Annotated in this window: 21 protein-coding genes and 1 pseudogene; 8 read left to right on the top strand and 14 right to left on the bottom strand. The window is 54.9% G+C overall.

Translation table 11 applies throughout. From position 1 onward, the window contains the following. Positions 1–51: 51 nt before the first annotated feature. The 5 genes from H924_RS00665 to H924_RS00645 all read right to left on the bottom strand — a co-directional run bounded on the left by H924_RS00665 (position 52) and on the right by H924_RS00645 (position 7593). The gene (locus H924_RS00665; protein ID WP_015650040.1) at positions 52–402 is read right to left on the bottom strand and encodes a DUF202 domain-containing protein; all 351 of its coding nucleotides are present in this window, start codon (positions 400–402) and stop codon (positions 52–54) included. Next, complete coding sequence (locus tag H924_RS00660) at positions 392–772, bottom strand: YidH family protein (protein WP_015650039.1); 381 nt, start codon at positions 770–772, stop codon at positions 392–394. The genes H924_RS00665 and H924_RS00660 overlap by 11 nt, the downstream gene beginning before the upstream one ends. 159 nt (positions 773–931) lie before the next feature. Further along, on the bottom strand, positions 932–2314 hold the full coding sequence (locus tag H924_RS00655; protein ID WP_015650038.1) for a M20 family metallopeptidase: 1383 nt from the start codon (positions 2312–2314) through the stop codon (positions 932–934). A 15-nt stretch (positions 2315–2329) separates the two neighbouring features. Continuing rightward, the gene (locus tag H924_RS00650) at positions 2330–3937 is read right to left on the bottom strand and encodes an AbgT family transporter (protein ID WP_081602451.1); all 1608 of its coding nucleotides are present in this window, start codon (positions 3935–3937) and stop codon (positions 2330–2332) included. A 197-nt stretch (positions 3938–4134) separates the two neighbouring features. Then, on the bottom strand, positions 4135–7593 hold the full coding sequence (locus H924_RS00645; RefSeq protein WP_029703761.1) for a bifunctional proline dehydrogenase/L-glutamate gamma-semialdehyde dehydrogenase: 3459 nt from the start codon (positions 7591–7593) through the stop codon (positions 4135–4137). A 438-nt stretch (positions 7594–8031) separates the two neighbouring features. Here H924_RS00645 and H924_RS00640 point away from each other — a divergent pair, with 438 nt between their 5' ends. After that, positions 8032–9336, top strand: coding sequence for an MFS transporter (locus tag H924_RS00640; RefSeq protein WP_015650035.1), 1305 nt, complete (start codon positions 8032–8034; stop codon positions 9334–9336). 1 nt (position 9337) lies between these two features. Here the strand turns inward: H924_RS00640 and H924_RS00635 are convergent, their stop codons facing one another. The 5 genes from H924_RS00635 to H924_RS00620 all read right to left on the bottom strand — a co-directional run bounded on the left by H924_RS00635 (position 9338) and on the right by H924_RS00620 (position 12602). Then, complete coding sequence (locus tag H924_RS00635; protein WP_015650034.1) at positions 9338–10216, bottom strand: RNase H family protein; 879 nt, start codon at positions 10214–10216, stop codon at positions 9338–9340. A gap of 99 nt (positions 10217–10315) precedes the next feature. Continuing rightward, entirely contained in the window at positions 10316–10846 is a 531-nt protein-coding gene (locus H924_RS00630) for an AMP-binding enzyme (protein WP_015650033.1), read from the bottom strand. Continuing rightward, positions 10818–11168, bottom strand: coding sequence for a hypothetical protein (locus tag H924_RS13575; protein ID WP_052160426.1), 351 nt, complete (start codon positions 11166–11168; stop codon positions 10818–10820). Before H924_RS13575 ends, H924_RS00630 begins: the two co-directional genes overlap by 29 nt. A gap of 26 nt (positions 11169–11194) precedes the next feature. Continuing rightward, positions 11195–11593 (bottom strand): hypothetical protein, encoded by a 399-nt coding sequence (locus tag H924_RS13570; protein ID WP_052160427.1) that lies wholly within the window; start codon positions 11591–11593, stop codon positions 11195–11197. 118 nt (positions 11594–11711) lie between these two features. Continuing rightward, a complete protein-coding gene (locus H924_RS00620) occupies positions 11712–12602 on the bottom strand; it encodes a PaaX family transcriptional regulator (RefSeq protein WP_081602449.1) in 891 nt (296 codons plus the stop codon). A 273-nt stretch (positions 12603–12875) separates the two neighbouring features. Between H924_RS00620 and H924_RS13775 the strand changes: the two genes are divergently transcribed. Together H924_RS13775 and H924_RS00610 are read left to right on the top strand one after the other, a co-directional pair. Continuing rightward, positions 12876–13604 (top strand): MFS transporter, encoded by a 729-nt coding sequence (locus H924_RS13775; protein ID WP_211208106.1) that lies wholly within the window; start codon positions 12876–12878, stop codon positions 13602–13604. Positions 13605–13709: 105 nt separating this feature from the next. Further along, positions 13710–15122, top strand: coding sequence for an IS1380 family transposase (locus H924_RS00610; protein ID WP_015650025.1), 1413 nt, complete (start codon positions 13710–13712; stop codon positions 15120–15122). 282 nt (positions 15123–15404) lie between these two features. Here the strand turns inward: H924_RS00610 and H924_RS14455 are convergent. Then, positions 15405–15615 (bottom strand): annotated as a pseudogene (locus tag H924_RS14455) (IS3 family transposase); the annotation flags it as partial. 7 nt (positions 15616–15622) lie between these two features. After that, positions 15623–17062 carry an IS30 family transposase gene (locus tag H924_RS00600; RefSeq protein ID WP_015650028.1) on the bottom strand — a complete coding sequence of 480 codons (1440 nt, stop codon included), beginning with the start codon at positions 17060–17062 and terminating at the stop codon, positions 15623–15625. A 381-nt stretch (positions 17063–17443) separates the two neighbouring features. On the opposite strand from H924_RS00600, the gene H924_RS00595 reads away from it, so the two are divergent. The 4 genes from H924_RS00595 (at position 17444) to H924_RS00580 (ending at position 21159) form a co-directional block, all read left to right on the top strand. Continuing rightward, positions 17444–18535 (top strand): hypothetical protein, encoded by a 1092-nt coding sequence (locus H924_RS00595; protein WP_015650027.1) that lies wholly within the window; start codon positions 17444–17446, stop codon positions 18533–18535. After that, positions 18495–19073: a transposase gene (locus H924_RS00590; RefSeq protein ID WP_081602447.1), complete on the top strand. Its 579-nt coding sequence runs from the start codon at positions 18495–18497 to the stop codon at positions 19071–19073. Before H924_RS00595 ends, H924_RS00590 begins: the two co-directional genes overlap by 41 nt. A 49-nt stretch (positions 19074–19122) precedes the next feature. Further along, complete coding sequence (locus H924_RS00585) at positions 19123–20535, top strand: IS1380 family transposase (protein ID WP_015650025.1); 1413 nt, start codon at positions 19123–19125, stop codon at positions 20533–20535. Between the two features lie 165 nt (positions 20536–20700). Beyond that, positions 20701–21159 (top strand): MFS transporter, encoded by a 459-nt coding sequence (locus H924_RS00580; protein WP_081602446.1) that lies wholly within the window; start codon positions 20701–20703, stop codon positions 21157–21159. 211 nt (positions 21160–21370) lie between these two features. On the opposite strand, the gene H924_RS00575 is transcribed toward H924_RS00580, so the two are convergent. Together H924_RS00575 and amn are read right to left on the bottom strand one after the other, a co-directional pair. Further along, the gene (locus tag H924_RS00575) at positions 21371–22837 is read right to left on the bottom strand and encodes an aldehyde dehydrogenase (RefSeq protein ID WP_015650023.1); all 1467 of its coding nucleotides are present in this window, start codon (positions 22835–22837) and stop codon (positions 21371–21373) included. A 253-nt stretch (positions 22838–23090) separates the two neighbouring features. After that, complete coding sequence (gene amn, locus H924_RS00570; protein WP_015650022.1) at positions 23091–24539, bottom strand: AMP nucleosidase; 1449 nt, start codon at positions 24537–24539, stop codon at positions 23091–23093. A gap of 86 nt (positions 24540–24625) precedes the next feature. On the opposite strand from amn, the gene H924_RS00565 reads away from it, so the two are divergent. Beyond that, positions 24626–25135 (top strand): MarR family winged helix-turn-helix transcriptional regulator, encoded by a 510-nt coding sequence (locus H924_RS00565; RefSeq protein ID WP_015650021.1) that lies wholly within the window; start codon positions 24626–24628, stop codon positions 25133–25135. Positions 25136–25215: the final 80 nt, after the last annotated feature.

The following is a 25215-nucleotide window of genomic DNA, read 5'->3' as shown; positions in this document are numbered from 1 at the left end:
AACAAATGTTATGAAGAAGCAACGAATTTGTTATTGAGTTGAAATTTATTCTTAGCTGGAAAGCACAAAAACTATGCCGCAAATACCCAAGAGCAACATCGTGGAAGTCAAGGAGACCACCCCGATTATATTTGCAGGCATCTCTTCATGCGCAACTCCTTGCGCTTGACGGCGATAACGCAAACGCTGGGTAACCAAAATAAACACTGCCAAGAGAACTAAAATGGCAACAGGAATAAACACAATCGGCCCATAAAAACTCAGCCAGCGCAACAAGATAGCAGAGCACACCGCCATAGAAACCGTAGTGCGATTCCATGCCAAAATAGTGCGCTCTGGCTGCAATCCTGGATCATCGTGAATTCTGCGCTGTGGCCGATCCCAGGCCCTGCTAGTGAACAATGATCAACACCATTACAGCAAGAGATGCCAACAATGCGGCTAAGGAAAGTACCGGAATAATCGCAGGTACTGGCAGTGGCCTCCGATTACGCATAGCTCTTTCCACATTCACCCAGCGCACTGCTGCACCAGCAGCGATAATCATGCCCACCGCGATAATAAAAACTGCAATGGCAGTATGTACCGAATCCGGCAAGCCTGAAATTTGAAAAGCTTCAAAGGCAATGCCACCGGCCAAAAATGCCAGTGAGGTTCTGGTCCAAGCTAAGAACGTACGCTCATTTGCCAAGGTAAAACGGGGATCGGGTTCTTGGCCATCAGGGAAAACAAAGCGCGCGAATTTACTTCTCTCATCTGCTTGCGCTGCCACGATTTTTTTCTCCACCTTTGATGCTTTTATTTTGCTTTAAGGATAGACCGCTTCTCCACAAAGCGACATTTCAAGAGATTTCACACAAAAACAGCGGAAGACAGCGAAATATACCAAAAGTTTGGATATTCCGCTGTCTGGCGTTGTATTCAAAAACCACTAACCCAGGTAGTCAGCAACCTTGAGCACACCACCTGCTGCTGCAAAATCTGCCCGCGCAGCAGCCAACAAACTCGGATCAGCCAGGGCATCAATTGCAACCTGAGCCAAACCAATGGCAGAATCCACCGCCGCATCAATGGCAGCTTCGGTCCGCGCATATTCCGCAAATTCCTTGGTATGTAGAGCCACATTTTCCGGCGCGATCTTCACCATGGGATGGATGCCTGGAACAAGATGAGACACATTGCCAAAGTCCGTAGACGCTGCCAAAGTATCTGGCAAAATACCTTCTTTGAGCGCGGTACGACCACGCAGATTCTGGCTCTTGGCCCACCGCGCTGCCAAAGAATGGTTATTGCGCACCGGCAAACTTGCCGGATGAATATCCCACTGTTTTTCCACAGTAACCCCGGCCATCAATGCCGCACCATCAAGCACATCATCAACCCGGCGCGATAAATCCACCAAAGCTTCCGGCAGCAAGGAACGCACATAAATGGCCATGCTGGCGTTATCTGGGATAACACTGGGGCGATTTCCACCCTCAGTAATAATCGCGTGCAAGCGATCACTTGGTGGCATTTGCTGACGCAACACACCCAAACCCTGATAGGCCAAACTCGCAGCGTCGAGAGCATTCCTGCCCATAAATGGCTGCGCCGATGCATGCGCAGAGACTCCATGGAACGTGGCCGTCATGGTACGCCGACCCACCCAACTATGCTCTGCCAAATCAAAACCAAAGGGGTGAATCATAATGGCGGCATCAATATCATCAAATGCACCGCCCTGAATCATATATTCCTTGCCGGAATGGCCCTCTTCAGCTGGCGTTCCCAAAAACACCAAACGCCCTTCAAAAAAAAGCTTGTCGACGCCCCGAGCGTGCACGGACTTCAGCATGTTGGTGGCTGCCAGGAAGGCACCCACCCCGGAGGCTGCAATTATATTGTGCCCACAGGCATGGCCGATCTCTGGCAAAGCATCGTATTCCGCCAAAATGGCGATTGTGGGATGCAGTTTGGGATCAAACCCGCGGGTTTCAAAGGATGCTTCGAGGGCAGTTGTTACTCCATAGGCACCCACCGTCACGTCAAAGCCAAAAGAGCTTAAAAGCTGGGCGATTTCCTTCGCTGCATAAACCTCCTCAAACGCTTCTTCAGGATGATCATGCAGGTCAAAGGCTAGCTTTTCGAGTTGTGGATAAAGCGCCTCCCCTGCTTCTTGAAGCTGACGCCACAACACCTGCTGGCCTGGATAATCCGGGGCATATTCTTGAGCTGTGCTTGCATTTTGTTCAGCTTCTTTTTTGCGCTGGGCTATACCTTCTTGCATATAGTCCAGGTAGACCGTGGATGGTTCTAAATTATTCTGAGTCATTGCTTCCTTTAATGCTTAGAGGAAAATTCCCGAACCTGGTCCAAGTGGCAAGTCTGCATAGAACCAAATAGCTAAGAGTATTGCCCATGCTAGCCAGAATGGGATCACAAAAGGAATCAAACGAGACATCAAGGTACCCAAACCGGCTTCGGGTTCATATCTCTTCAACAATCCAAGGATGACGATCATATAAGGATTAAGTGGGGTGATCACCTGGGTTGCCGAGTCACCAACACGGAAAGCAGCCTGAATAAAGGAAGGTTCATAACCAAGCAAAGCAAACATCGGCACAAAGACTGCTGCCATCAATGTCCACATGGCAGAGCCAGAAATAATGAGCAGGTTCAAACAGGAGGCCAAAATAATAAAGGCCAAAATTGCTGGGAATCCCGTCAGGCCGATGGCTTCCAAACCGGCTGCACCTTGAACTGCAGTCCAGGTTCCAATGCCAGTCCAGTTAAACAAGGCAACAAATTGGCCGAGGATGAAGGCCAAGACCAAAAATCCGATCATGTCCTTGATGGAATCACCCATCATCTCCACAACATCATCCATCTTCTTAATGTTGCCGAGCACCTTGCCATAAGCCACGCCCATGACCACGAAGAATAGGCAGACAATAAAAACCACCGAGCTAAGCAGTGGAGATTTAGGTAAGAATGCACCTTCTTCATTACGCCATGGAGAGTTCGGAATAAGCACCACAATTAAAACAATGATGGCGGCAAACAATGTTGCCCACAAAGAAACTGCCAAAGCGCGGTTTTCTTGCGGAGACAAGGTTGCAGAGATTTCTTCTGTTGCTGGGGTTGAATCCTCAGTAACGGCATATTCAGTGGTTACTTTTTGCTTCCACATACGCGGTTCCAGCACCTTATCGATGATAAAACCACACAACACACCCAGCACAATAGAAGATGCAATGTTGAAGTAATAGTTGGAAACCGGGTTTACTTCGGTGGTTTCAATACCTGGCAGGGTTTGCATCACAGCATTGGTAATGCCCGCAAAAAGTGCGTCCAAACTGGTGGGTACCAAAGCGGTGGAATAACCAGCGCCAACCGCAGCAAAACCTCCGAGCAAACCAGCGACTGGATGTCTACCTGCAGCTTTAAACACCATGGCAGCAAGTGGTGGTACCACCACAAAGGCAGCATCGGCCATGACTGAAGCCGTCACGCCAATCACACCAACTGCATAGGGCAAAACAAATTTCTTGGCAGATCCAAAAAGCTTGCGGATAAGTGCTGAAAGCATGCCAGAGCGTTCAGCGATACCCACAGCCAGCAATATGGGAAGGACCGTAACCAATGGTGGGAATCCAATGTAATTGGCTCCCAAATTGGTAGTTAACCAGACCAAACCTTCGGCAGTGAATAGTCCCTTAACAAAGAGCTCTTCTTCAGATCCTGGCACAATCACCGAGACGTTCATCCACGCCATGATGGATGAGACAAGGGCTGTTATAAGGAAAAGAATAAGAAAAAGTGAAAACGGCGTGGGCAGCTTATTTCCAAGCTTTTCCACACCGTTGAGGAACTTATCGCTCCATTTTCCTAAAGTGCTGCTGGGCGCAGCAAGATTGTCCCCTTGGGGTTGTTTTAACGCGGTGTTCGAGCTCATATCCCGGACCTTCCGATCGTGCGGGGCATCTCGGTTCGATGTCCCGGCGATGAAGTCAGACTAAAAGTTCGAAGGTGAAGAAAACATGCTTCAGTAAAATCGTAACCGGAACGTTATGGGAATTTTTACCCCCACACCTGGGCACATCAAGCACTAATACCCAGGTGAAAGGGAGAAACTACCCAAGGGGGTTCAAATTACCTTTTTAATTCAGCTGCAAGCTCATGGAAAGCAGCAACTGGATTGCCAAAGCGGTGCAAAGACATTGACACTGCTTGTTCTTTAAGCCAATAGCGTAATTCCACCCGGCCGGAGGAAGTGACTGGCTCGTCAAGAAGTGCAATTTCTGGACGAACCGACAAACGTTCACGCAGCATTGGACTTATTGAACCAATAAAACGAATGCGCACGGCGGCGCCGTCGTCATAGTCCCCACGCAATAGCTTGCTGATAAATACCGCTTCATCCACGGTTTCTACAGGGGTTTGTACCTTGGACAACACTTCCCGGACAGCCTCAGAAATTCCTGGACTATGCAGCACCTGCAGTTCAGCCTTAGCCCGGCGCGCAGCTAAAAGGGCGCGGACTACGTCACGCGCTGTGGCATCATCACCAATACGTAGCACCACAGTTGCTGGGCGATAGCGGAAAATATTGGCTTCGGCGGTGAGTCCAGAAGGATCTCGTGGCGTACCAAATTCTTGAGCCCACGCGGCTTCATCGCTGGCATTGGCCTTTTCCAACCATTCAATATCTTCCGCAGGCAGGTTTAGGCGGCTAAATAGCGGATGCGATTGATGTGGCGCATCAAGTGCTGGATTATCACGCCAGGATCCCATAAGCATCACATAATTGGGACCACCTGCTTTAGAGCCCAATCCCACCGAGGACTTCTTCCAGCCACCAAAGGATTGCCTTTGCACAATGGCACCGGTTATTCCGCGGTTAACATAGGCATTCCCTACATCAACTTGCTCCAACCAGGTCTTAATTTCGGCAACATCAAGTGATTGTAAACCGCCGGTAAGACCATACTCATTGCCATTTTGCAGGGCGATCGCTTCTTCCAAATCTGCAGCGTGCATCAAGCCCAGAACTGGTCCAAAGACCTCAGTGAGATGGAAGAAGCTTCCAGGTTTTACACCTTCTTTGATGCCTGGTGACCACAGCCTGCCAGTGTCATCAAGCTGGCGAGGTTTAAGCAGCCAGCTCTCCCCTGCTTCCAGAGTAGTCAGCGCAGCCTTGAGCTTTTCGCTGGGGAGCTCGGTCAAGGGACCAACGGTGGCTGCGGGGTTGGTAGGCCAATCCACAATGAGTGAAGATGCCGCATCCACCAACTGCCTGCGGAAACGTTCCGAGTTATATACACTGCCCACCAAAATGCCCAAGGAAGCAGCGGAGCACTTCTGACCAGCATGACCAAAGGCGGACTTCACTAGATCTGCAACTGCAAGATCACGGTCAGCCGAAGGCGTAATCACAATGGCATTCTTGCCGGAGGTTTCGGCGTTGATATCAAGCTCTGGGCGCCAAGATGAGAACATGGCAGCGGTCTCTGAAGAACCGGTAAGAATTACGCGATCAACATCAGGATGACTAATCAATGATTTACCTGCATCCCTTGTTGCGGGATACACACAGTGCAACACCTCGCGGGGAACTCCGGCATCCCATAGTGCTTCCACCACCGCTGCTGAACAATGCTGGCTGGGCTTGGACGGTTTGTGAATTACTCCAGCGCCTGCTGCCAGGGCGGCAAAGGTGGAGCCAGCAGGAATTGCAATGGGGAAATTCCACGGTGGGGTGACAACTACAACGCGGTCCGGCTCAAATGCAGCGTTATCTACATCCTCAAGTTTAAGTGCCAAATGTGCGTAGTAGCGCGCGAAGTCAATGGCTTCAGAAATTTCAGGATCGCTTTGTTCTACTGCTTTGCCCACTTCAGCAGCTGCAATAGAGACCAAGTGCCCGCGGCGCGCACTGAGGATATCGGCAGTGCGATATAGGATTCGGGCACGTTCGGCTGCTGGGACTTGCGCCCACTGCGCCGCTGCAGCATGCACACCTGAAACCAGCGCATCAACTTCAGAATCAGCCAAGGAAGCAGGTGCGGTTTGGGCTTCTAGCCAACCCGGTTCAGCGGAGCGATTAAGGGCATTTGTTGCCCATTCTTGGTTTTGAATCAGTGCAGGGTTGGTATCTGGCTCATTTTTAAACGGTGCAATTTCACTCGAGGAATTTTCGAGCAGTTCCTCGGCAGCACGGTTTTGGGTGTGGTTGGTGCCCGGGAGGGGTGCGTCGAGAAGTGTAGCTAGCTCAGCTACTGAGGCGCGGAAACGGGCCTCCTCGCGGGCGAACGCGGCGTTATTGCTGTCGAGGTCAAAGATGGCGGACATGAAGTTTTCGCTGGCGGCATTTTCCTCGAGGCGACGCACCAGATAGGAAATCGCCACGTCAAATTCCGCAGGGCGCACGGCAGGAACATAAAGCAGCAGGTCACCGACATCATTGCTCAAGGCACGAGCCTGATCGGTAGCCATGCCGTGCAGCATTTCAAATTCCACGCGATCGGCCACGCCACGCTCAACAGAGAGCAAATGCGCAAAAGCAATATCAAAAAGGTTGTGGCCAGCAACGCCCAGGCGCAGGCCTTCCATGTTTTCCTGGCGCATGGTCCAATAAAGCACACGCTTGTAGTTGGCATCGGTGGCCTGTTTGGTGGGCTCGGTGGCAAGTGGCCAGCCCGCAATCTCTGCATGTACTCGCTCCATGGCCAGGTTTGCACCCTTGACCAGGCGAACCTTGATTCCTGCACCACCTGCAGCAACGCGCTGCTTGGCAAACTCGGCCAAGTCTTGAATAGCGCCCAAAGCATCCGGCAAATAGGCCTGCAGCACAATGCCAGCCTCCAGGCCCTTGATTTCCTCTAGGGAAAGCAGACGCTTAAAAACCTCCATGGTCAGGCGCAGATCGCGGTATTCTTCCATGTCCAGGTTGATAAATTTAGTACCTTTGGGAGCGCGCGCAGCCTCTGTATAAAGGGGCGTGAGCTGCTCAACCACATAGTTGACGGTATCTTCAAATCCCCACATGGAAATCTGCGAAGCCACCGAAGATACCTTGATGGACACATAATCAACATCAGAGCGGCGCACCAAACGCACCGTGTCATCCAAGTGCTTTTTGGCTTCTTTAGAGCCCAGCACAGCTTCGCCCAGCAGGTTGATATTAAGGCGGTGTCCATCGGATTGGATCTCAGAAACAGCCTTGGCAAATGGCTTGTCGCGAGCATCAACAATCATGTGGTCTACCATCTGGCGAATACGCGCACGCGCGGCTGGAACAACTACCTTAGGCAGCTTGCGGCCAAGCAAAGAACCGGCTTGAATCTGGGCGCGGTCCAAAAATGACATGGTAGTTGGCATAATTTTGCCCAGTTCATGTAAAGCGCGCGCTGCTGCTTCAGTATCTTCAGTACGCACCACACGGTCCACAAACCCCACGGTAAAGTCCAGGCCATTAGGGTCCTGGAGCACCGTGGCAAGCCTTTGTGCATCAGCGTTGGGCACACTTTCTTGCTTGCTGTACTCCAGCCACTCGCGTACTTTATCCACCGCTTGATCTGTGAGGGTAGCCAGCTCAACGGGCAGATTCAGGGATGTTGCTGCATTGTTTGTCACTTGGCAAAACTCCTTTTCTCTGGGTAAGGACTATCGCTGCACTTGTTTTGCTGCAAGAGTCCAAGTCCAGATCATGAACATGGGCGCTTTATGAGCACCGTAGAGGTGTGATCCCCAACATAACCGCAAAATTGATTTTTGGAAGCCCCCTCCCCCCGCCCATCCGCTGCCATAAAAGCCATTTGTGCAGCGCATAAAGCTACCGAAGATACAGAACTTAGCCCCCTAGAGTTTTAAGAAAGTGCTTAAAAAGCACTTTGCAGACCCCTGAATGTCCGCCAAGAGCTCACTTGTTAAGCCAGCGATTAATCCGTGTATAAAACCCCTCCATTAATTCCGGATTGTCATGGCTCTGCGGTAAATGTTAAAACCGTCCCCCGGAAAATCCCACTACAACAGCCCCGAAAGGCACACATGGACATTAGACAAGCAATTGACACCACCGCCATGAGTAAATACCAGTGGTACATCGTCGCCTTAGCTACATTTCTTAATGCACTTGATGGCTACGATGTGCTGGCCCTAGCATTTACCGCCAATCCAGTCACTGAAGAGTTTGGATTAAGTGGCAGTCAGCTTGGTCTATTGTTAAGTTCCGGCCTCATCGGCATGGCCCTTGGTTCTTTGGCTTTAGGTCCACTTGCCGATCGCCTCGGGCGCCGTCGGATCCTCATTTTGGCACTAGCCATTAACTTCTTTGGCTTGGCCCTTTCTGCCACCGCTGGTTCTGCTGCCCAATTGGGCCTGTGGCGTGTAATTACTGGCATTGGCATCGGTGGAATCCTCGCCACCGTTACCGTGATTACCAGCGAATATTCCAATAACCGCAACCGCGGCATGGCGGTGAGTATTTACTCCGCTGGTTATGGTTTGGGGGCAACTTTAGGTGGCCTTTTAGCAGCGCAATTAATCCCGACCTTGGGTTGGCGTTCGGTATTTATCACCGGTGCAGCTGCCACCGTCCTCGGCCTGATTTTGGTGCTTTTCACCATTCCGGAATCCGTGGACTACCTGCGCATTAAACGCCCCGCCGGTGCCGAGGAAAAGGCCCAAAAAATTGCGCGTCGCCTAGGCAAAGATGAAAATGTGGGCTTGGGTGCTATCACTGCAGAAAATTCCACAAACACCCGCCTAGTTGATCTCCTCACCGGCCCTTATCGATCCACCACTCTTAAACTCTGGGCTGCTTTCTTCTTCATCATGTTTGGCTTCTATTTTGCCAATTCCTGGACGCCAAAACTGCTGGTAGAGACCGGCATGAGCCAAAACCAAGGCATTATCGGCGGTCTTATGCTTACCCTCGGTGGCACCTTTGGTTCACTCATTTATGGCGCGCTCACCACCAAATTTAACGCCCGCCACACGCTCATGGTCTTCACTGTGCTGTCTGCGATCACATTGGTCATTTTCATCACCACCACCTCGATCCCAGCCTTGGCATTTGGCAGCGGAGTGCTCGTCGGCATGCTTATTAATGGCTGCGTAGCAGGCCTTTATACCGTCACGCCCGCCTCATATCCTTCCGCACTGCGTACCTCCGGGGTGGGCTGGGGAATCGGCGTGGGCCGCTTCGGCGCAATCTTTGCGCCCATCACCGTCGGAGCGCTTCTCGACGCCGGCTGGTCGCCTTTGTACCTTTACGCTGGAGTAGCCGTAGTTGTGGTTTTGGCTGCAATTGCGCTTATCGGTATTCGCCCCATGTTGGGAGAAAAAGCTTAATTTAAGCAGCCTGTGGCTGTGGAAGCCACTGTTGTGGTTCAATCCCTGTGATCTCCGAGCGTAATTCCGCTCGGAGATTTTCAATTAATTGAGCCTTATTGTCAGTAGCAAACTGCTCACATCTGCGCGCAATAACCGCAGCACGATCAGCAAAGCTATTAAGCACATGACCATTATGTCCGCGTACCCAGGTGATGGAAACTTCAATTCCTAGGGCTGCAAGATCTTTAATGCACTTCATCAAAATCTCCCCAGTTTCTGACTTTAAGCTGGTCCAGCCGTTTACATATTGCACTGCTTTGCGGGAGTCAGTGAGAATTTCAATTCTTTGTGCTCGCTGCCCAAAGTTACTTAAAGCCAAATGAATGGCCGCCAGTTCTCCGTCGAAAATGCTCTTTAACTCCAGGCAGCGGGTGCGGATGTTACCTTCGGCCGTCACTGCTGAAATGCCCACGGCTTTTTTGTTTTTACCCTTGGAGGCATCGGTGGCAATTACCAGCACTGGTGGCAGTTGTTTTTCTATTTCAATAGGCAGTGGGCGTATTGCCACCTGCTGCTCAGAGTGGGAGTTTCGGCATACATCCCAGGTTTCACGCAAGCGTTCACCACTAATTACGTCACGCACTTGCAGCCCGGAAAATTGCGCGCTTTGTTCCTTGAGCAACCTGCTAATAGTGCGGTCAGAGACATAAATGATAAGGCCATTGGAGCCGTGGTCATTCCACATGTCCAAGAAAGCATCCACAATATCGGAGCGCATGCTGGCATCAGTATCGTGTTTACTCCAACGATTAAAAAGCGTCTTGCCATCAACTGCAGCAGAGATCAGAGTATCGCCGTCGCCATAACGGAAATGATGAAGTACAGCAACGGCGCTCATGGTGGTCTCCTTTTGTAGTTTTTCTTAGCGTGTGTGCTTCCAGTATGTACCCACCCTGGGACACCGGTACTCGCTATGTTCGAAAAACTCTCGAAAACCCTATTTAAGCTGTGAAGCTACAAAATCTCGCAGTGTCTTTTTGTCAATCTTGTCGATTTTGGTCATGGGAATATGATCAACCACAATGATCTTGGCTGGATGCTTAAAACGAGCGACACCAAAGGCATCAAGGTGGTCAGTAACCTCAGAGACCGTCAACTCATGACGCCCCACAAGTTCTACTACCAAGCAAATATCCTCATGCAAGATGGGATGTGGCATGGCAACCACAGCGGCACGTGAAACACCTTCAATGTAGTAAATAAAGGATTCCACCTCTTCAGCAGAAATCTTCTCACCACCACGGTTAATGATGTCTTTATTACGGCCATGCACCACTAAGTTGCCATCGGGTCGGCGGTGCACAATATCGCCGGATCCATACCAACCATCGTGGAAAGATTTGGCATTTGCTTCCGGCGCCGCAAAATAACCGCGTGGAGTATAAGGTCCACGGGCCAGGATTTCGCCTTCTTCACCCGGCTTTACATCTTTAAAGTGTTCATTTAGCCCAGCGGGAGTTATTAACAACGATCTCGTTACCTTCAAGTTCCTCAGCAAAGAGTGCTTCGATGTATTCCTTAGACTTCATGTCAGAAGGACCAGGGGTCTGGGTGACATCAAATTCATCCAGGCCAGCTGCACGCCAGGTTGCTTCATCAGCTTCCACAATGAAGGTTGAGAGCTCATTGCTGATGGGGTAAGCGTGTGCTGCGAAGCTGCCGTGCTCACTCTTGCGGTGTAAGAAGGTTAGACCATCAAAAATGCGGGTAGTTGCGAACCAAATGAACTTTGCTTCTGCCTGTACAACCTCGTAGTCTAAAACGTCCTCTCCGATTTCACGGCGGGTCAAAGAGTTGGTGCCGTTGGCAGCAACGATCAGATCAAAGCCTTCGAGCTCAGTGTGGGAAGCGACGTTGGTGCCAAACTTGAGTTCAACTCCAGCTTCAGTTGCCTTGTCTGCAGTGCACGAAGTAGGTCCTTGCGGTGAATGGCAGACATACCATTGCCGGCGAAGGAGTTCTTTTCACCCTTGCTCCATACTTCGATGGCATCACAGTGGCGGCCCTTTTCATTGAGGACGTCATCCAAAACTGGGTCAGCTTCAGTGATGCGGCGCAAAGTTTCGTCAGAGAAAACCACACCAAAACCGAAGTCATCTTCTTCGCGGTTGCGCTCAAAGAGAACAACTTCCGTGGTTGGGAGGTAGCGCTTGAGAAGGGTTGCAGTGAAAGGGCCACCTGTTCCGCCACCGATGCAGGCAAGACGAATGCTCATTTGATCAACTTTCTATTTAGCCGCTGATAGTTCAGATCACGAGTTCTATTGCTCGGCGTTCCAAGTCACCAACTAAATTTAATAAGAGAAAGCTATTTCGTTTACATTTTGTTACAAATTATTTTTCGGCCGCTTCTGCAAACAACACCTCGGCGACAGCTTCCATGGCTAAGGGACCCAAATCGCGGTGCATATCAGTCAAGAAAGAAAAAGCTCCATCTCCACACCATGCTTCAGGCAAAAGTGCCCTCGGCATCATCGGATCTTGATAGATAAAGGAGCGGTATTCATTGATCATGCCCACCCTGGCAATGAGCGCCTGTTCAGCGCTTAGCGATTCAATTCCGCCAGCCAATTTTCCACGCCAGCGCTCAATGAAGTTTTTATAAACCTCAGATATACCCGCAAAATCCCAGCAGGTTTCCGCCAAACGCTTATCTTCTTCAAGCGATCCACTCCACAGATTGGCTACAAAAACTGAGCCATCTTGGGTTGCATATTTTCTGCGGATTTTTTCCCTCACATCACGTGGACAAATCCAACTACTACCGTTCAACTGGGCAAATCCTTCCCATTGCAGGCCAGTGGATAGCAACTTAGTCTCCACCTTCCCCAACACTGAAGGCTCAAACATCACAGTGGTCCACCGACCAATCCAAACAGGCTGCGCCTTGGAAAAGATTCGCTCGTGGCCGTCCTCCAAAATCTTCATAAGCTTATCCGTGGCCTGATAAGAAATTTCACGTCCGTGACGTTCAGTTTCAAACCAACCATCTTTGCGCATACGTGAAAGCGTTACTCGCGCTGTGGCCGGCTCTACCTCAAACAGCTCCAGAAGCTGGGTTAGTTGGCCCACCCGAATACTGCCCCCCATATAGCGCACATAGTCGCCAAAAAGGTCCATTACCAGATCTTTAGGCTTGGCCATCATCTGACATTCCTCCACTTTTATTAACTCTTTTCCACAAAAGATTTGTGAAACATTTAATATTCTTATTTCATAAACCATGTTACATATTGCACTAATCACCTTTAGTCGTTGATTAGAGCCAGTTCAGTGCACCCTTCTTGTTTGGAGCACTCATGACGATATCCCCTGAGAATACGACAAAGACCGCATCCACCAGTTACGACAAACCCAAAAAATCTGCAGCTTGGGTTATCGTCCTTTGCTTCGCCACCATCATCTTTGATGGTTATGATCTTGTGGCTTACGGAGCTATTACCCCTGCCCTGTTGAAATACGAACCATGGGGGCTAACTCCCGTGGAAACTGACGCCTATGGCAGCTACGCCCGAGCCGGCATGTTCCTTGGCGGAATTCTGGTTGACCACCTCACCGACATCATTGAACGCAGGAAGGTTTTGCCTTTTAGCATCACTGCCTTCCCCCTCCTCATGTTGGCTTCAGCTTGCACCAACTCCATTAGTCTTCGGTCTGTGCCGTTTACTGGCAGGCATTGGCCTCGGAGGTGTTATCCCAACCGCCATCGCAATTACCGTGGAGTTCTCTAAGCCTCACCGTCGTAACTTCATAAACGCTTTGATGTTCTCCGGCTACGCCTTTGGTGGCATCATGACACCCTTGCTGGCCATGGCACTTTTGCAGCACATTGGCTTCCGCGGCATGCTGGCCATCGGCTCACTTCCAGTTGTGACCGTTGTCCCGCTTATTTTCTTCCTGCTTCCAGAATCTCCTGCATTCTTGCGTGTTCGTAGACGAATTGCAGAAGCAGAAAAAGTGGAAAATGATTATGGACTCGCCCACGCTAGCCCTGCTCCAGTTGCTGCTGCGGCCGAGCCATGTCGAGAAGCTAAAAAAGGTCGCCTGGCAACCATGTTTAGCGGCGTGACCGCGCTGGCTACCCTCCTGTTCTGCCTGGTAGGCATCTCCGGCCAGACTCTGGTTTATGGTCTTAACACCTGGATGCCACAGCTTATGATCCTGGCTGATTACTCTCTGGCTTCCTCTTTGAGCTTCTTGTTGACCGTTAACCTCGAGTTTTCATAGCGGTATGGTCTCGATGGGTGGGAGGCATAGAGAAAGGTGCTCCTGGCCTGGGATGATACGGGGTGTTGAAGCTCGTAGCCATCCACTGGAAGGAGCACCTTTCAGGTGTCCCACCCTACCTTGTTCTTCTACCCCCGCCCGCGCGTGGACATCGCCCCGGTTCCAGCGGTCTCGCATGCTGGTGCGGTGCTGCTGACCGACGCGATCCACGCCACCGGCCTCGCCTCTTCGCTGCGGGAAGCACTGGCTCCGTGGACGAAGCCGCTGGCCGAGCACCACGCGGCGAAGGTCCTGCTGGACCTCGCACTCACTCTCGCAATCGGCGGGGAGCATGCTTCGGATACTGATCTGCTGCGTTGCGAGCCGGGCCTGTTCGGTGATGTCGCCTCGGCCCCGACGATCTCCCGCACGCTCACCACCCTCGCCCAGGACGCGCCCACCGTGATCGAGGCGATCTCGAAAGCCCGCCGGGCCGCGCGTGAACAGGCCTGGGCCCTGGCCGGAGACCATTCCCCGACTGTGGGGGCGAGCGTGAAGAGCCCGCTGGTCATCGACCTCGACGCCACCCTGATCACCGCCCACAGTGAGAAGGAGCAGGCCGCACCGACGTTCAAACGCGGCTTCGGATACCACCCGTTGTGTGCGTTCCTTGACCACGGCAGCGACGGGACCGGGGAACCACTGGCGATCCAGCTGCGCCCCGGCAACGCCGGCTCGAACACGGCCGCTGATCACATCACCGTCACCCGTGACGCTCTGGCCCAGCTGCCTGCGGGCCTGCTGGCTCGGGGTGGTCGGGGATCGAAGAAGATCTTGATCCGCACCGACGGGGCTGGCGGCACCAAAGACTTCCTGGCCTGGCTCCAGCGGCAGCGTCTGGCCTACTCGGTCGGGTTCACCCTCCCTGCGAACACGCCTGACCTACTGGAACGTATCGACGAGGCAAAGGCGTGGACCCCCGCCTACGACAGCGAGGACGAGGGGATCCGCGAGGGGACATGGGTGGCGGAGCTGACCGAGCTGCTGGATCTTCAGGGTTGGCCGCCCGGGATGCGGGTGATCGTGCGGAAGGAACGTCCTCATCCTGGGGCGCAGCTGCGGATCACCGATCACGAGGGGATGCGCATCACCGCGTTCGCCACCAACTCCCCGCGCGGCCAGCTTCCCGTCCTGGAACTGCGGCACCGTCGCCGTGCACGCTGCGAAGACCGGATCCGTAACGCCAAGGACATGGGCCTTGAGAAGTTCCCGCTGCAGGGCTTCGCGCAGAACCAGATCTGGTGCCAGATCATCCAACTCGCCTCCGAGCTCGTCGCCTGGATGCAAACCATCGCCTTCACCAGGCACGACGCGAGGAAATGGGAACCCAAACGGCTCCGCGCGCGGTTGTTCGAGATCCCCGCGACCCTCGTGCGCCGCGCCCGGCACAAGGTCCTCCACCTCGCCGAACATGCACCCGAAGCCGTGAGGGTCCTGACCGGCGTCAACCGGCTCCGCACCACCGTCGCACAGACCTAACCCGGCGAGACCACCCGCCCCTACGACCAGCAGCTCCTCTTCTCGGGAGTGGAACCCGACCGCCCGCAACGGACACTGCGACGATCTGTCATACCCGAATGCCAGAATCAGCAGCTCAACACCGGCAACGACGCCGACCCACCCCGCTCACCAGCCCCATGAAACATCGAGGCTAGAGAGCTGGTTCTAGTACGCGAGCCTCAACAGGCCGGCGGGACCGAGTGTAGTGCAGCGCCTCGAACGCCATCGGGGCCATGTCACTGCATCGGGAATGAATCCGCGAGTTGTTGTACCAATGAACCCATTCCATCACCGCGTATTCGACAGAATCACGACCTGACCATGGCCCGTTTCTCCACACCACCTCCTTCTTGAAAAGCTTCGTCAGCGCTTCAGCTGCTGCGTTATCATATGAATCGCCAGTCGATCCGACAGACGCCTCCTCAATCTCGGCTTCTACAAGACGACTCGTGTAGGTGATTGAAGTGTATTGCTTGGGTTCAATCGGTCGATGCAACACCGGGTTGATGGAGTGAGCGTAGTTGTTCTTCGAACACCTCGGCAGGGGTCTTCCACTTGAGGACTTTGCGGGGTCGGTTGTTAAGCGCGTGCGCGATGGCCTCGAGGTCCTCAGCGGACCATCGTGAGAGGTCCGTGCCCTTGGGGAAGTACTGGCGGAGCAGGCCGTTGGTGTTCTCGTTCGTCGGCCGCTGCCACGGCGAGTGGGGGTCGGCGAAGAACACCTTCGTGCCAGTCTCCACGGAGAACTGCGCGTGACCAGAGAGCTCCTTGCCTCGATCCCAGGTCAGGGTCTTCCGCAGCTGCTCGGGCAGCGTGGCCATCGACGCACTGAGTGCCGCGTTCATCGCGAGAGCGCCGTAGCCGCCGAGCGATGGCCCGTTCTTCATGTAGGGCATCTCTCCCCAGCCCTCCATGCGGGGCAAGTGGACCAGGATCGTTGAGCGGCTGCTGCGCTCGACGATCGTCCCGATCGCCGACCGGCCAGTGCCAATGATCAGGTCGCCCTCCCAGTGACCAGGCACGGCGCGGTCTGCGGCTTCCGCGGGGCGTTCGCTGAAGACCACATCGGCCGTGACATGCCCACCGGGCTTGTTCCGCGACCGGGCCCTGGGCCTGCGTAGCGCGCGACCGGTGCGCAGGCACGTGACCAGTTCGCGCTTGAGCGCGCCGCGACCCTCGATGAACAGCGACTGGTAGATCGCCTCGTGGCTGATGCGCATGGACTCATCATCGGGAAAGTCGATCTTCAAGCGCTGTGCGATCTGCTCCGGGCTCCAGGCCAGCGCCCACCGCCGGTCGGCACGGTGCGGCTTGTTCAGCCCTTTCCACGGGGCCGGGGTGGGGCCAGTGACGATCGTGCCGTCGGGTCGGCGAACGTTGCCGGCGAGCCGGTCGTGAACGTACTGGCGCAGCTGCGTGTTCTCGAGCAGCTTCGCGGCCTTGGGCCGCTTGGCCGACTGTTGCGCCTTCCACTGGGCAACCGTGGCCCGGTATTCCAGCTTCCCGCCACGGGTCGCAGCGTTGCGGCGCAGCTCGCGTGAGACGGTTCCGGGGTCACGCCCGATCTCGCGGGCAATCTCTCGAACGCCCTTGTCCTGAGCGTGCAGGATGGCGATCTCCTCGCGTTCTTCGAAGCTCAGGTATCGGCCGGTGGGCTCAGCCAGCGAGATAGGCGACATCCCGCCAGCGTGGCGATACCAGCGGGACCCGACTGGCACGGACACGCCGACCGCGAGCGCCGCTTCTGCCGACGTGATGCCCGTGGCGATCAGGCGCCAGAACTGCCGTTGCACCGCCCGGGACGGGGCAGGGCGTCCGGGCGAGCGCATCGGCGGTCTCAGCGCCCGGTCAGCACGCCACTGACGACGAAGCTCCACTGGCGCGTCGCTCGTCTTCTTGCTCCAGTCTCCCGTGGCCATGCTCGAACACCTCCGAAGTCGAGGTGTTGCGACGACCAGTTGAATCCGCCGCACCTGCCGCTGGGCAGTCGATGCATCACCTGTCCGAACGGAATCGACCGGCCCCACGCTGATCACTGCTCCCACACCGCCGAAGCACTTCAACCGATCCGTCACTGCAGCATCATCGAGAAGCCGTCCTCGACACCGGCAGGTCCCGGGCCCGCTGGCTGTGATGTCTTCGCGCTGGCGGCGTCGGCGGGGAGAGGATTTCGCAGTGAGCAGCACCGCTCTTTCCGGGATCGAGGCGACCACCGAATCCGGCCTGCGGTGCTGCACGAAACCTTGGGGGCTCCATCGAGCCAGTGGCAATCCGGCCCGTGGTTGCCTCATAATAGAGCGATGACTGCTGAGCGTTGCCGATCCACTGCCGATCCTGCCGAACCCCTTTCCGATGCCGAGCTGCTCATCGGCCTGGTGGTCTCACCATCCCTGAGTGCGGCGCTCGGCCCCGAGGTCACCACCTCGGTGCGCGAGATTTTGGTGCAGCGGTATCCGGGAGTGCGCTGGCAACTGAAGATGGCCGAAGACCGGCTGGTCGATCCGCCCACCGAGACCTTGGACCTGCTGGAGGCGGCCCGAAACCGCGTGCTGGAGGAGAACTGGGATTTGGCCGTGGTGCTCACCGAGATCCCCCTGAAGACCGGCCGACGTCCGGTGCTCACCCAGCTCAGCCCCGTGCACGGGGTGGGACTGGTCTCCGTCCCAGCCCTGGGAGCCGTGCACGTGCGGCAGAAGGTGCAAGAGACCACCGTGTACGTGGTCGGGCAGCTCCTGGGCTACGACGCCGAAGACCTCAACGCCCAGCGGGATCTTGCTCGAAGAGCCCACCAGCTGTCCACCGATCTCGACGAACGCCCGGATGACAACGTCGTGCAGTTCACGGCCCGAGTGCTGAGCGGCAACGTTCGGTTGCTGCTGGGCATGATCCGCGCCAACCAGCCTTGGGCCTTCGTGGCCCGGCTCTCCCGGGCGCTGGTCGTGGCAGCGGCCACCGGCGTGCTGACATTGGTGGCCTCGGACCTATGGGTACTGGCCATGGCCTACGGGCCGGTGCGCCTGGTCCTGCTGGCGGTGACGGCGATCGGGGCGGTGAGTGCCACCCTGATCCTGGGAGCCGACTTGTGGGAGCGCCCACGGCGGCGAGCCCAACGTGAGCAGGTGATCCTGTTCAATTTGGCCACCACCGCGACCGTGGCCATCGGGGTTGTGGTGTTCTACCTCGTCTTATTCATCCTGTCCTGGGTCGGCGCGCTGCTGCTTATCGACGAGCAGGTACTGGCCGGTGTCGCCGGTCACCCAGTGAACGCTTTGGACTACGCGAAGATCAGCTGGCTCACCGCCAGCCTGGCCACCGTGGGCGGAGCACTAGGAGCTGGACTGGAGGACGAAGATGTGGTGCGCGCCGCTGCCTACACCCGGTCCAGCACCTGACACAGCCCCAGCACAGAAGAAACTGAAACATCTACGCGTTGATGCCACGTCTATGCAGGTGTCATTGCCGGTCGCGATGACTTGGTGGGCTCAGCGCAGTGCGCTGCCTCGTACTCGGCGGGTGGGGCGTTGCCGAGGCGGGTGTGCGGGCGGGCGCTGTTGTACCTGTCGATCCGGGATCCGCACCGCCCTGCCGGACGCGCGGATCGCAGTCGACAAGTGGCATCTCGTCGCCCTCGCCAACCTCATGGTCACCCAGGTCCGTCAACGGATCACCCGGCAACTGCACGGCCGCCGCGGCACCGCCACCGACAAAGTCTGGGCCAGCCGGCAACTGCTGCTCACCGGCTACGAGCACCTCACCGTCAAGCAAAAGGCCCGGTTCAACGCCGCCCTCGCCGCCGAGGATCCGACCAACGAGATCGCCGCCGCGCAGACATCGTTGGGAGACGATGTCGCGGCTCAGCCTCGAGTTTTCATAGCGGTATGGTCTCGATGGGTGGGAGGCATAGAGAAAGGTGCTCCTGGCCTGGGATGATACGGGGTGTTGAAGCTCGTAGCCATCCACTGGAAGGAGCACCTTTCAGGTGTCCCACCCTACCTTGTTCTTCTACCCCCGCCCGCGCGTGGACATCGCCCCGGTTCCAGCGGTCTCGCATGCTGGTGCGGTGCTGCTGACCGACGCGATCCACGCCACCGGCCTCGCCTCTTCGCTGCGGGAAGCACTGGCTCCGTGGACGAAGCCGCTGGCCGAGCACCACGCGGCGAAGGTCCTGCTGGACCTCGCACTCACTCTCGCAATCGGCGGGGAGCATGCTTCGGATACTGATCTGCTGCGTTGCGAGCCGGGCCTGTTCGGTGATGTCGCCTCGGCCCCGACGATCTCCCGCACGCTCACCACCCTCGCCCAGGACGCGCCCACCGTGATCGAGGCGATCTCGAAAGCCCGCCGGGCCGCGCGTGAACAGGCCTGGGCCCTGGCCGGAGACCATTCCCCGACTGTGGGGGCGAGCGTGAAGAGCCCGCTGGTCATCGACCTCGACGCCACCCTGATCACCGCCCACAGTGAGAAGGAGCAGGCCGCACCGACGTTCAAACGCGGCTTCGGATACCACCCGTTGTGTGCGTTCCTTGACCACGGCAGCGACGGGACCGGGGAACCACTGGCGATCCAGCTGCGCCCCGGCAACGCCGGCTCGAACACGGCCGCTGATCACATCACCGTCACCCGTGACGCTCTGGCCCAGCTGCCTGCGGGCCTGCTGGCTCGGGGTGGTCGGGGATCGAAGAAGATCTTGATCCGCACCGACGGGGCTGGCGGCACCAAAGACTTCCTGGCCTGGCTCCAGCGGCAGCGTCTGGCCTACTCGGTCGGGTTCACCCTCCCTGCGAACACGCCTGACCTACTGGAACGTATCGACGAGGCAAAGGCGTGGACCCCCGCCTACGACAGCGAGGACGAGGGGATCCGCGAGGGGACATGGGTGGCGGAGCTGACCGAGCTGCTGGATCTTCAGGGTTGGCCGCCCGGGATGCGGGTGATCGTGCGGAAGGAACGTCCTCATCCTGGGGCGCAGCTGCGGATCACCGATCACGAGGGGATGCGCATCACCGCGTTCGCCACCAACTCCCCGCGCGGCCAGCTTCCCGTCCTGGAACTGCGGCACCGTCGCCGTGCACGCTGCGAAGACCGGATCCGTAACGCCAAGGACATGGGCCTTGAGAAGTTCCCGCTGCAGGGCTTCGCGCAGAACCAGATCTGGTGCCAGATCATCCAACTCGCCTCCGAGCTCGTCGCCTGGATGCAAACCATCGCCTTCACCAGGCACGACGCGAGGAAATGGGAACCCAAACGGCTCCGCGCGCGGTTGTTCGAGATCCCCGCGACCCTCGTGCGCCGCGCCCGGCACAAGGTCCTCCACCTCGCCGAACATGCACCCGAAGCCGTGAGGGTCCTGACCGGCGTCAACCGGCTCCGCACCACCGTCGCACAGACCTAACCCGGCGAGACCACCCGCCCCTACGACCAGCAGCTCCTCTTCTCGGGAGTGGAACCCGACCGCCCGCAACGGACACTGCGACGATCTGTCATACCCGAATGCCAGAATCAGCAGCTCAACACCGGCAACGACGCCGACCCACCCCGCTCACCAGCCCCATGAAACATCGAGGTTAACATCGGCGCTGTAGTTGGTGTTGTGATTACCTCTTACCTGGCAGACCGTTTTGGCCCACGCATCATCACCTTCTTCTCCTTTGCTTCCTCCGGACTAGCATTGCTGATTATGTCCACCGGCGTGGTTCCACTCATTGGTATGTACGCCTTGGTTGCTGTTGTTGGTTTCGGTTCCATCGGTGCACAGATCCTGCTTAACGGCTTTGTTGCCACCTACTACGACAATGAAACCCGTGCATCTGCTCTAGGACTTACCTTGGGAATTGGCCGTATCGGCGCAGTGCTTGCAATTTCCCTTGGTGGCGTTTTGGTCGCCGCTGGTTACTCCACCTTCATTAACTTTGCAGTCTGGTCTTTGCCTGCAATTGTCGGCATGATTGCAGTGAGCTTGGTGCCACGCCGCAAGGGTGTTGTTGGTAGGCAGCCACTGGATCTTTCCCACCACTAAAATTTCAAGGGAAGCTCCTACTCACAAGAACTAAACCACTCCCTGGACGTTGGTCTGAGAAATTAGAAACCAACGTCCAGGGAGTTTTTATGTACCGACACTAAAGAACGACATAACTTCGATGAACTATCGAAGTTATGTCGTTGGAAACCCGATTAGGGTTTGATCTCTACCGTGCTAGCAGTCCAGCAGGTCGAAATTTTTAGCTGAGTTAGAGAACGTACTGCTGCTTTGGATCTTCAATAGTGATCCACTTTTCTTCGGTGAATTCACGGTAGACGGTACGGCCATCAAAGCGACCATAACCACTGCTCTTCATGCCTCCATAAGGAGCGTTGGCATCGTTTTGCACGGTTGCACCATTAATGTGCACGTGACCTGCATCGATGGACATTGCAGCCTGGAAGGTACGGAAAGAATCGGTGCCGTGGACAGCTGCAGCCAGACCATATTCGGTGTCGTTGGCCTTCTCAATTGCCTCATCGTAGCCATTTACGCGGATGATAGCGGTAATTGGAGCAAAGGTCTCCTCGCTGTAGATCTGCATGTCTGGAGTGACGTGGTCGATAACGGTTGGTCGGTGAGCTGCGCCATCGGCGTGGCCGCCAACTGCTATGGTGCCACCCTTTGCCACAGCGTCATCGATCATGGCATTGATGCGTTCGCCGTTGCCGGAGTGGTAAACATAACCAATCTGAACGGAAGGATCCTTGATTGGATCGCCGGTCTTGAGCTCAGCGACACGAGCAGTGAACTTCTCGACAAATTCATCAGCGATCTTCTCATCGAGGATAATGCGCTCGGTAGACATGCAGATCTGGCCTTGGTACATGAATGCACCAAATACTGCCGCATTCACAGCGCCATCAACGTTGGCATCATCAAGAACAACCAGTGGAGCCTTGCCACCGAGCTCAAGAAGTACTGGGGTGAGGTTGCGGGCAGCCTTTTCAGCGATGATACGACCGACCTTGGTGGAACCGGTGAAGTTCACACGACGCACAGCAGGGTGCTCGATCATGGCTTCAACAACCTGGTCGGAATCTTCGGGACGGTTGGTAATGAAGTTAACAACACCAGCTGGCAAGCCTGCATCAATAAGAACTTCAACGAGCATTTCGTGGGTACGAGGGCTGCCTTCAGAAGCACGGAAAACCACTGGGTTACCGCAGACCAAAGGATAAGCGATAGAGCGCATACCCAAAACGCCAGCAGCGTTCCATGGCGCCATGCTCAATACAACACCAGCAGGCTGGCGCACGGTCATGGAAAGGACACCGCGGTCATTTGGCATGGTCTCTCCAATAAGCTGGGATGCCATGCTGGCAGCTTCGCGCAGTACCTGGGTGGTAAGGAATACGTTAAAGCCAGACCAATCCGGAGCCGCAGAAACCTCAGCGGTCATGGTTGCAATGAATTCTTCAGCGCGCTGCTCCAAAAGATCCGCAGCCTTAAGCAAAATACGACGACGCTCAGTTGGGCCAGTTTGAGCCCAACCTGGGAAAGCCTTAGCGCAAGACTCAACTGCAGCAATAGCATCTTCTACAGAAGCAGCAGCACCGGTGGTAACTACATGACCATCCTGTGCGTGCAGGCGATCAAAGGTGGCACCGTTGCTAGCTGGGCGCTTTTCATTGTCAATGATGAGTTGGGATTGCATTGGTTGAGCAGTGGTCACAGTTTCTCCCTTTCCAAGGAAATGTATAACAGAGAATGAATTTCCACCGATTTTAGCGTTACATCACACTAATGCCCATGAAGTGGTTTAAGTTACAAAGAAATAGTTTTTAACTGAAAAACTCCTGGACAAGTTTAAATTCTATAGTTAAATATAAATTTCAATGGAGCGAGAAATACAAACTTTTGTCACATGTTGAAGTGTCAACCTGATCCCATTAAGACGCTAAAAGGCGACGTCGACAAGCATCCTTTTAGCGGAAAGGCACCTCGCCGAGGGTGCGGCGCAACTTACGGGTACGCAGACGCTCCGGGTCAACCGCCAGGTACTCCATGGCACGCACCGCGCACATGAGGTGTGCTTCCTTGGAATTTGAATAGAAGGCTTGAGCCTGCGCTGGCAGCTTGGGAACCGCATGCAAAGGCAAATCCGAAACGCTCAACAAAGCTCCATAGGGAATGCGATAACGGTATCCATTGGTAGCTAACGTTGCAGATTCCATATCCACTGCCACCGCGGTTGAACCTTTAAGCCAATTCCACAGATTGCGCGGAGTGTGCCATTCCCAGTTGCGATCATCGGTAGAAAGCACCGTTCCAGTGCGCATCAGCTCATTGTCATCGCCATAAATCTCATTAACGCTTGATTCCAGCGCTTTTTGCACTTCGGGAATAGCTGGAATGGGATTGCCCAAAGGGATGCGATTATTCAAAATATGATCTTCACGCTGATAAGCGTTACCCAAAATAAGGTCACCGATGCGCATACGAGCATCAAGGCCGGCGCAGTGGCCGATCATCACCCATGCTTCAGGGCGCAGTACCGCCAGACAATCAGTAATGGTTTTCGCATTTGATGGACCTACACCGATATTAATAATGGTGATGCCATCGCCATCCTCTGTGATCAGATCATAACGTGGCATTTGGAAGCGACTGCCCAGGTCCAGGGCTCCCGCACCACCCTCTTCCTGTAAAGAAGCGGCAGTTTCTGCATCAATAAGTTGGCCATTGGGCAAAGACAGCGCCACATAACGGGAGCTGCCAGAAGACAACTCATTCATAGCAAAATGCACAAACTCGCTGGTATGCATGGCGTAGTTGGTGAACAAAATGTACTTCTGTACATGATCTACCTGGATGCCGGTGTAGTGCTCAATACGCGCGCAGGCGATATCAAAACGCTGTGGCCCAAAGTGGAAAAGGGGCTGCTCCGAGCCATTAAAAGCTTCCCATTCACCATCAATAATGGCATCTTGCACTTCATCGAGGGTGGGTCGCGGAATGATATCAGCAACATCACCGGCCCGGCGCGCTTCGGAGGCCGAGGGAGCATCACGGATATACTCCGGCGGAATTCGCACATCAGAGGGACCAACCTCAATACTGCAAGGATAATTGCTGGTCAGGCGGGTAAGCTGCTCCCGTAAATAAGGCTCAATAATGTGCGGCTTGGACAAGATTGCAGAATAACGCCCTGCTTTATCCACATAACCAAAAGGCTCAGTGCGGTCAATGGGCTTCCACTTCAGCACATCAACAATGAGTTTGGGATAAACCACATCCGCATAAGCTGCATAATCTTCGTTTTCTAAAGTTTGCTTCGCCAGCTCAGTGGAGCGATTATAAATCTCAATGAGGGTGTCAATGGCCTCATCGATACTGCTCATCTTTTGCATGTTTGGTGCTTCACGTAATTCCATGCGCCCTAGACTAACTGTGCTGACACAAATACGCCGTGGATGTGGAATCCTAGGTCTAAATCAAAGCGAAAAAGGCAGGGAAAGCAGTGGCACAGAAAAAGATCTCTGGGGAAAATCCCGAACAAGGACAACCTCCGGTTCCTACATCATCCACTGCCACTCGTCTGGTGGAAGCACTACATCACAGCGCGCATTTGCTGGCCTATGACCTTGATTCCACAGTGCATCGTCCGCACCATTCCACTTGGGCAGCTTTTAGAGTGCTCAGCATTATTGGCCAGCAGGGTCCCATCTCCCCTGCGCACACCGCTCAGCTAAGTGGCATGAGCAAACCTGCACTGTCCAACTTATTAAAGCCACTGCTAGCCCAAGGTTTTGTGGAACAGGAAACGGCAGCGGCAGATAAACGTTCCAAAATGCTCAGTATTACTGCTGCCGGCCAAAAATACCTTGCGGAAATAGCTCCCCAACAGCAGAAATTGGAAGAACAGTGGGCTAATGAATTAACCCCCATCGAACAAGATCTGCTCATTTCCCTGCTTAATAAGCTAATGGCAGGCGATCGCGCAGCACACAATCGTGGCAACCGGACCTAACGCAAACTGCCCCTTTTCCCGGCGCCCTCTACTCGCGCACTTTTCAACGCGCGAGTTGTGTCGGTTGGGGTTAATGTGAT

It is taken from the genome of Corynebacterium callunae DSM 20147 (assembly GCF_000344785.1).
GTDB classification, from domain to species: domain Bacteria; phylum Actinomycetota; class Actinomycetes; order Mycobacteriales; family Mycobacteriaceae; genus Corynebacterium; species Corynebacterium callunae.
This window is presented reverse-complemented; position numbering and strand designations above follow the sequence as displayed.

What these genes read in the sequence shown, in the direction of transcription:
- H924_RS00655 (WP_015650038.1), bottom strand. Translation starts at nt 2,314, where the DNA reads ATGACTCAGAATAATTTAGAACCATCCACGGTCTACCTGGACTATATG.
- H924_RS00650 (WP_081602451.1), bottom strand. Translation starts at nt 3,937, where the DNA reads ATGAGCTCGAACACCGCGTTAAAACAACCCCAAGGGGACAATCTTGCT.
- H924_RS00640 (WP_015650035.1), top strand. Translation starts at nt 8,032, where the DNA reads ATGGACATTAGACAAGCAATTGACACCACCGCCATGAGTAAATACCAG.
- H924_RS00635 (WP_015650034.1), bottom strand. Translation starts at nt 10,216, where the DNA reads ATGAGCGCCGTTGCTGTACTTCATCATTTCCGTTATGGCGACGGCGAT.
- H924_RS13570 (WP_052160427.1), bottom strand. Translation starts at nt 11,593, where the DNA reads ATGAGCATTCGTCTTGCCTGCATCGGTGGCGGAACAGGTGGCCCTTTC.
- H924_RS00620 (WP_081602449.1), bottom strand. Translation starts at nt 12,602, where the DNA reads ATGGTTTATGAAATAAGAATATTAAATGTTTCACAAATCTTTTGTGGA.
- H924_RS13775 (WP_211208106.1), top strand. Translation starts at nt 12,876, where the DNA reads ATGGCAGCTACGCCCGAGCCGGCATGTTCCTTGGCGGAATTCTGGTTG.
- H924_RS00600 (WP_015650028.1), bottom strand. Translation starts at nt 17,062, where the DNA reads ATGGCCACGGGAGACTGGAGCAAGAAGACGAGCGACGCGCCAGTGGAG.
- H924_RS00595 (WP_015650027.1), top strand. Translation starts at nt 17,444, where the DNA reads ATGACTGCTGAGCGTTGCCGATCCACTGCCGATCCTGCCGAACCCCTT.
- H924_RS00590 (WP_081602447.1), top strand. Translation starts at nt 18,495, where the DNA reads ATGTGGTGCGCGCCGCTGCCTACACCCGGTCCAGCACCTGACACAGCC.
- amn (WP_015650022.1), bottom strand. Translation starts at nt 24,539, where the DNA reads ATGGAATTACGTGAAGCACCAAACATGCAAAAGATGAGCAGTATCGAT.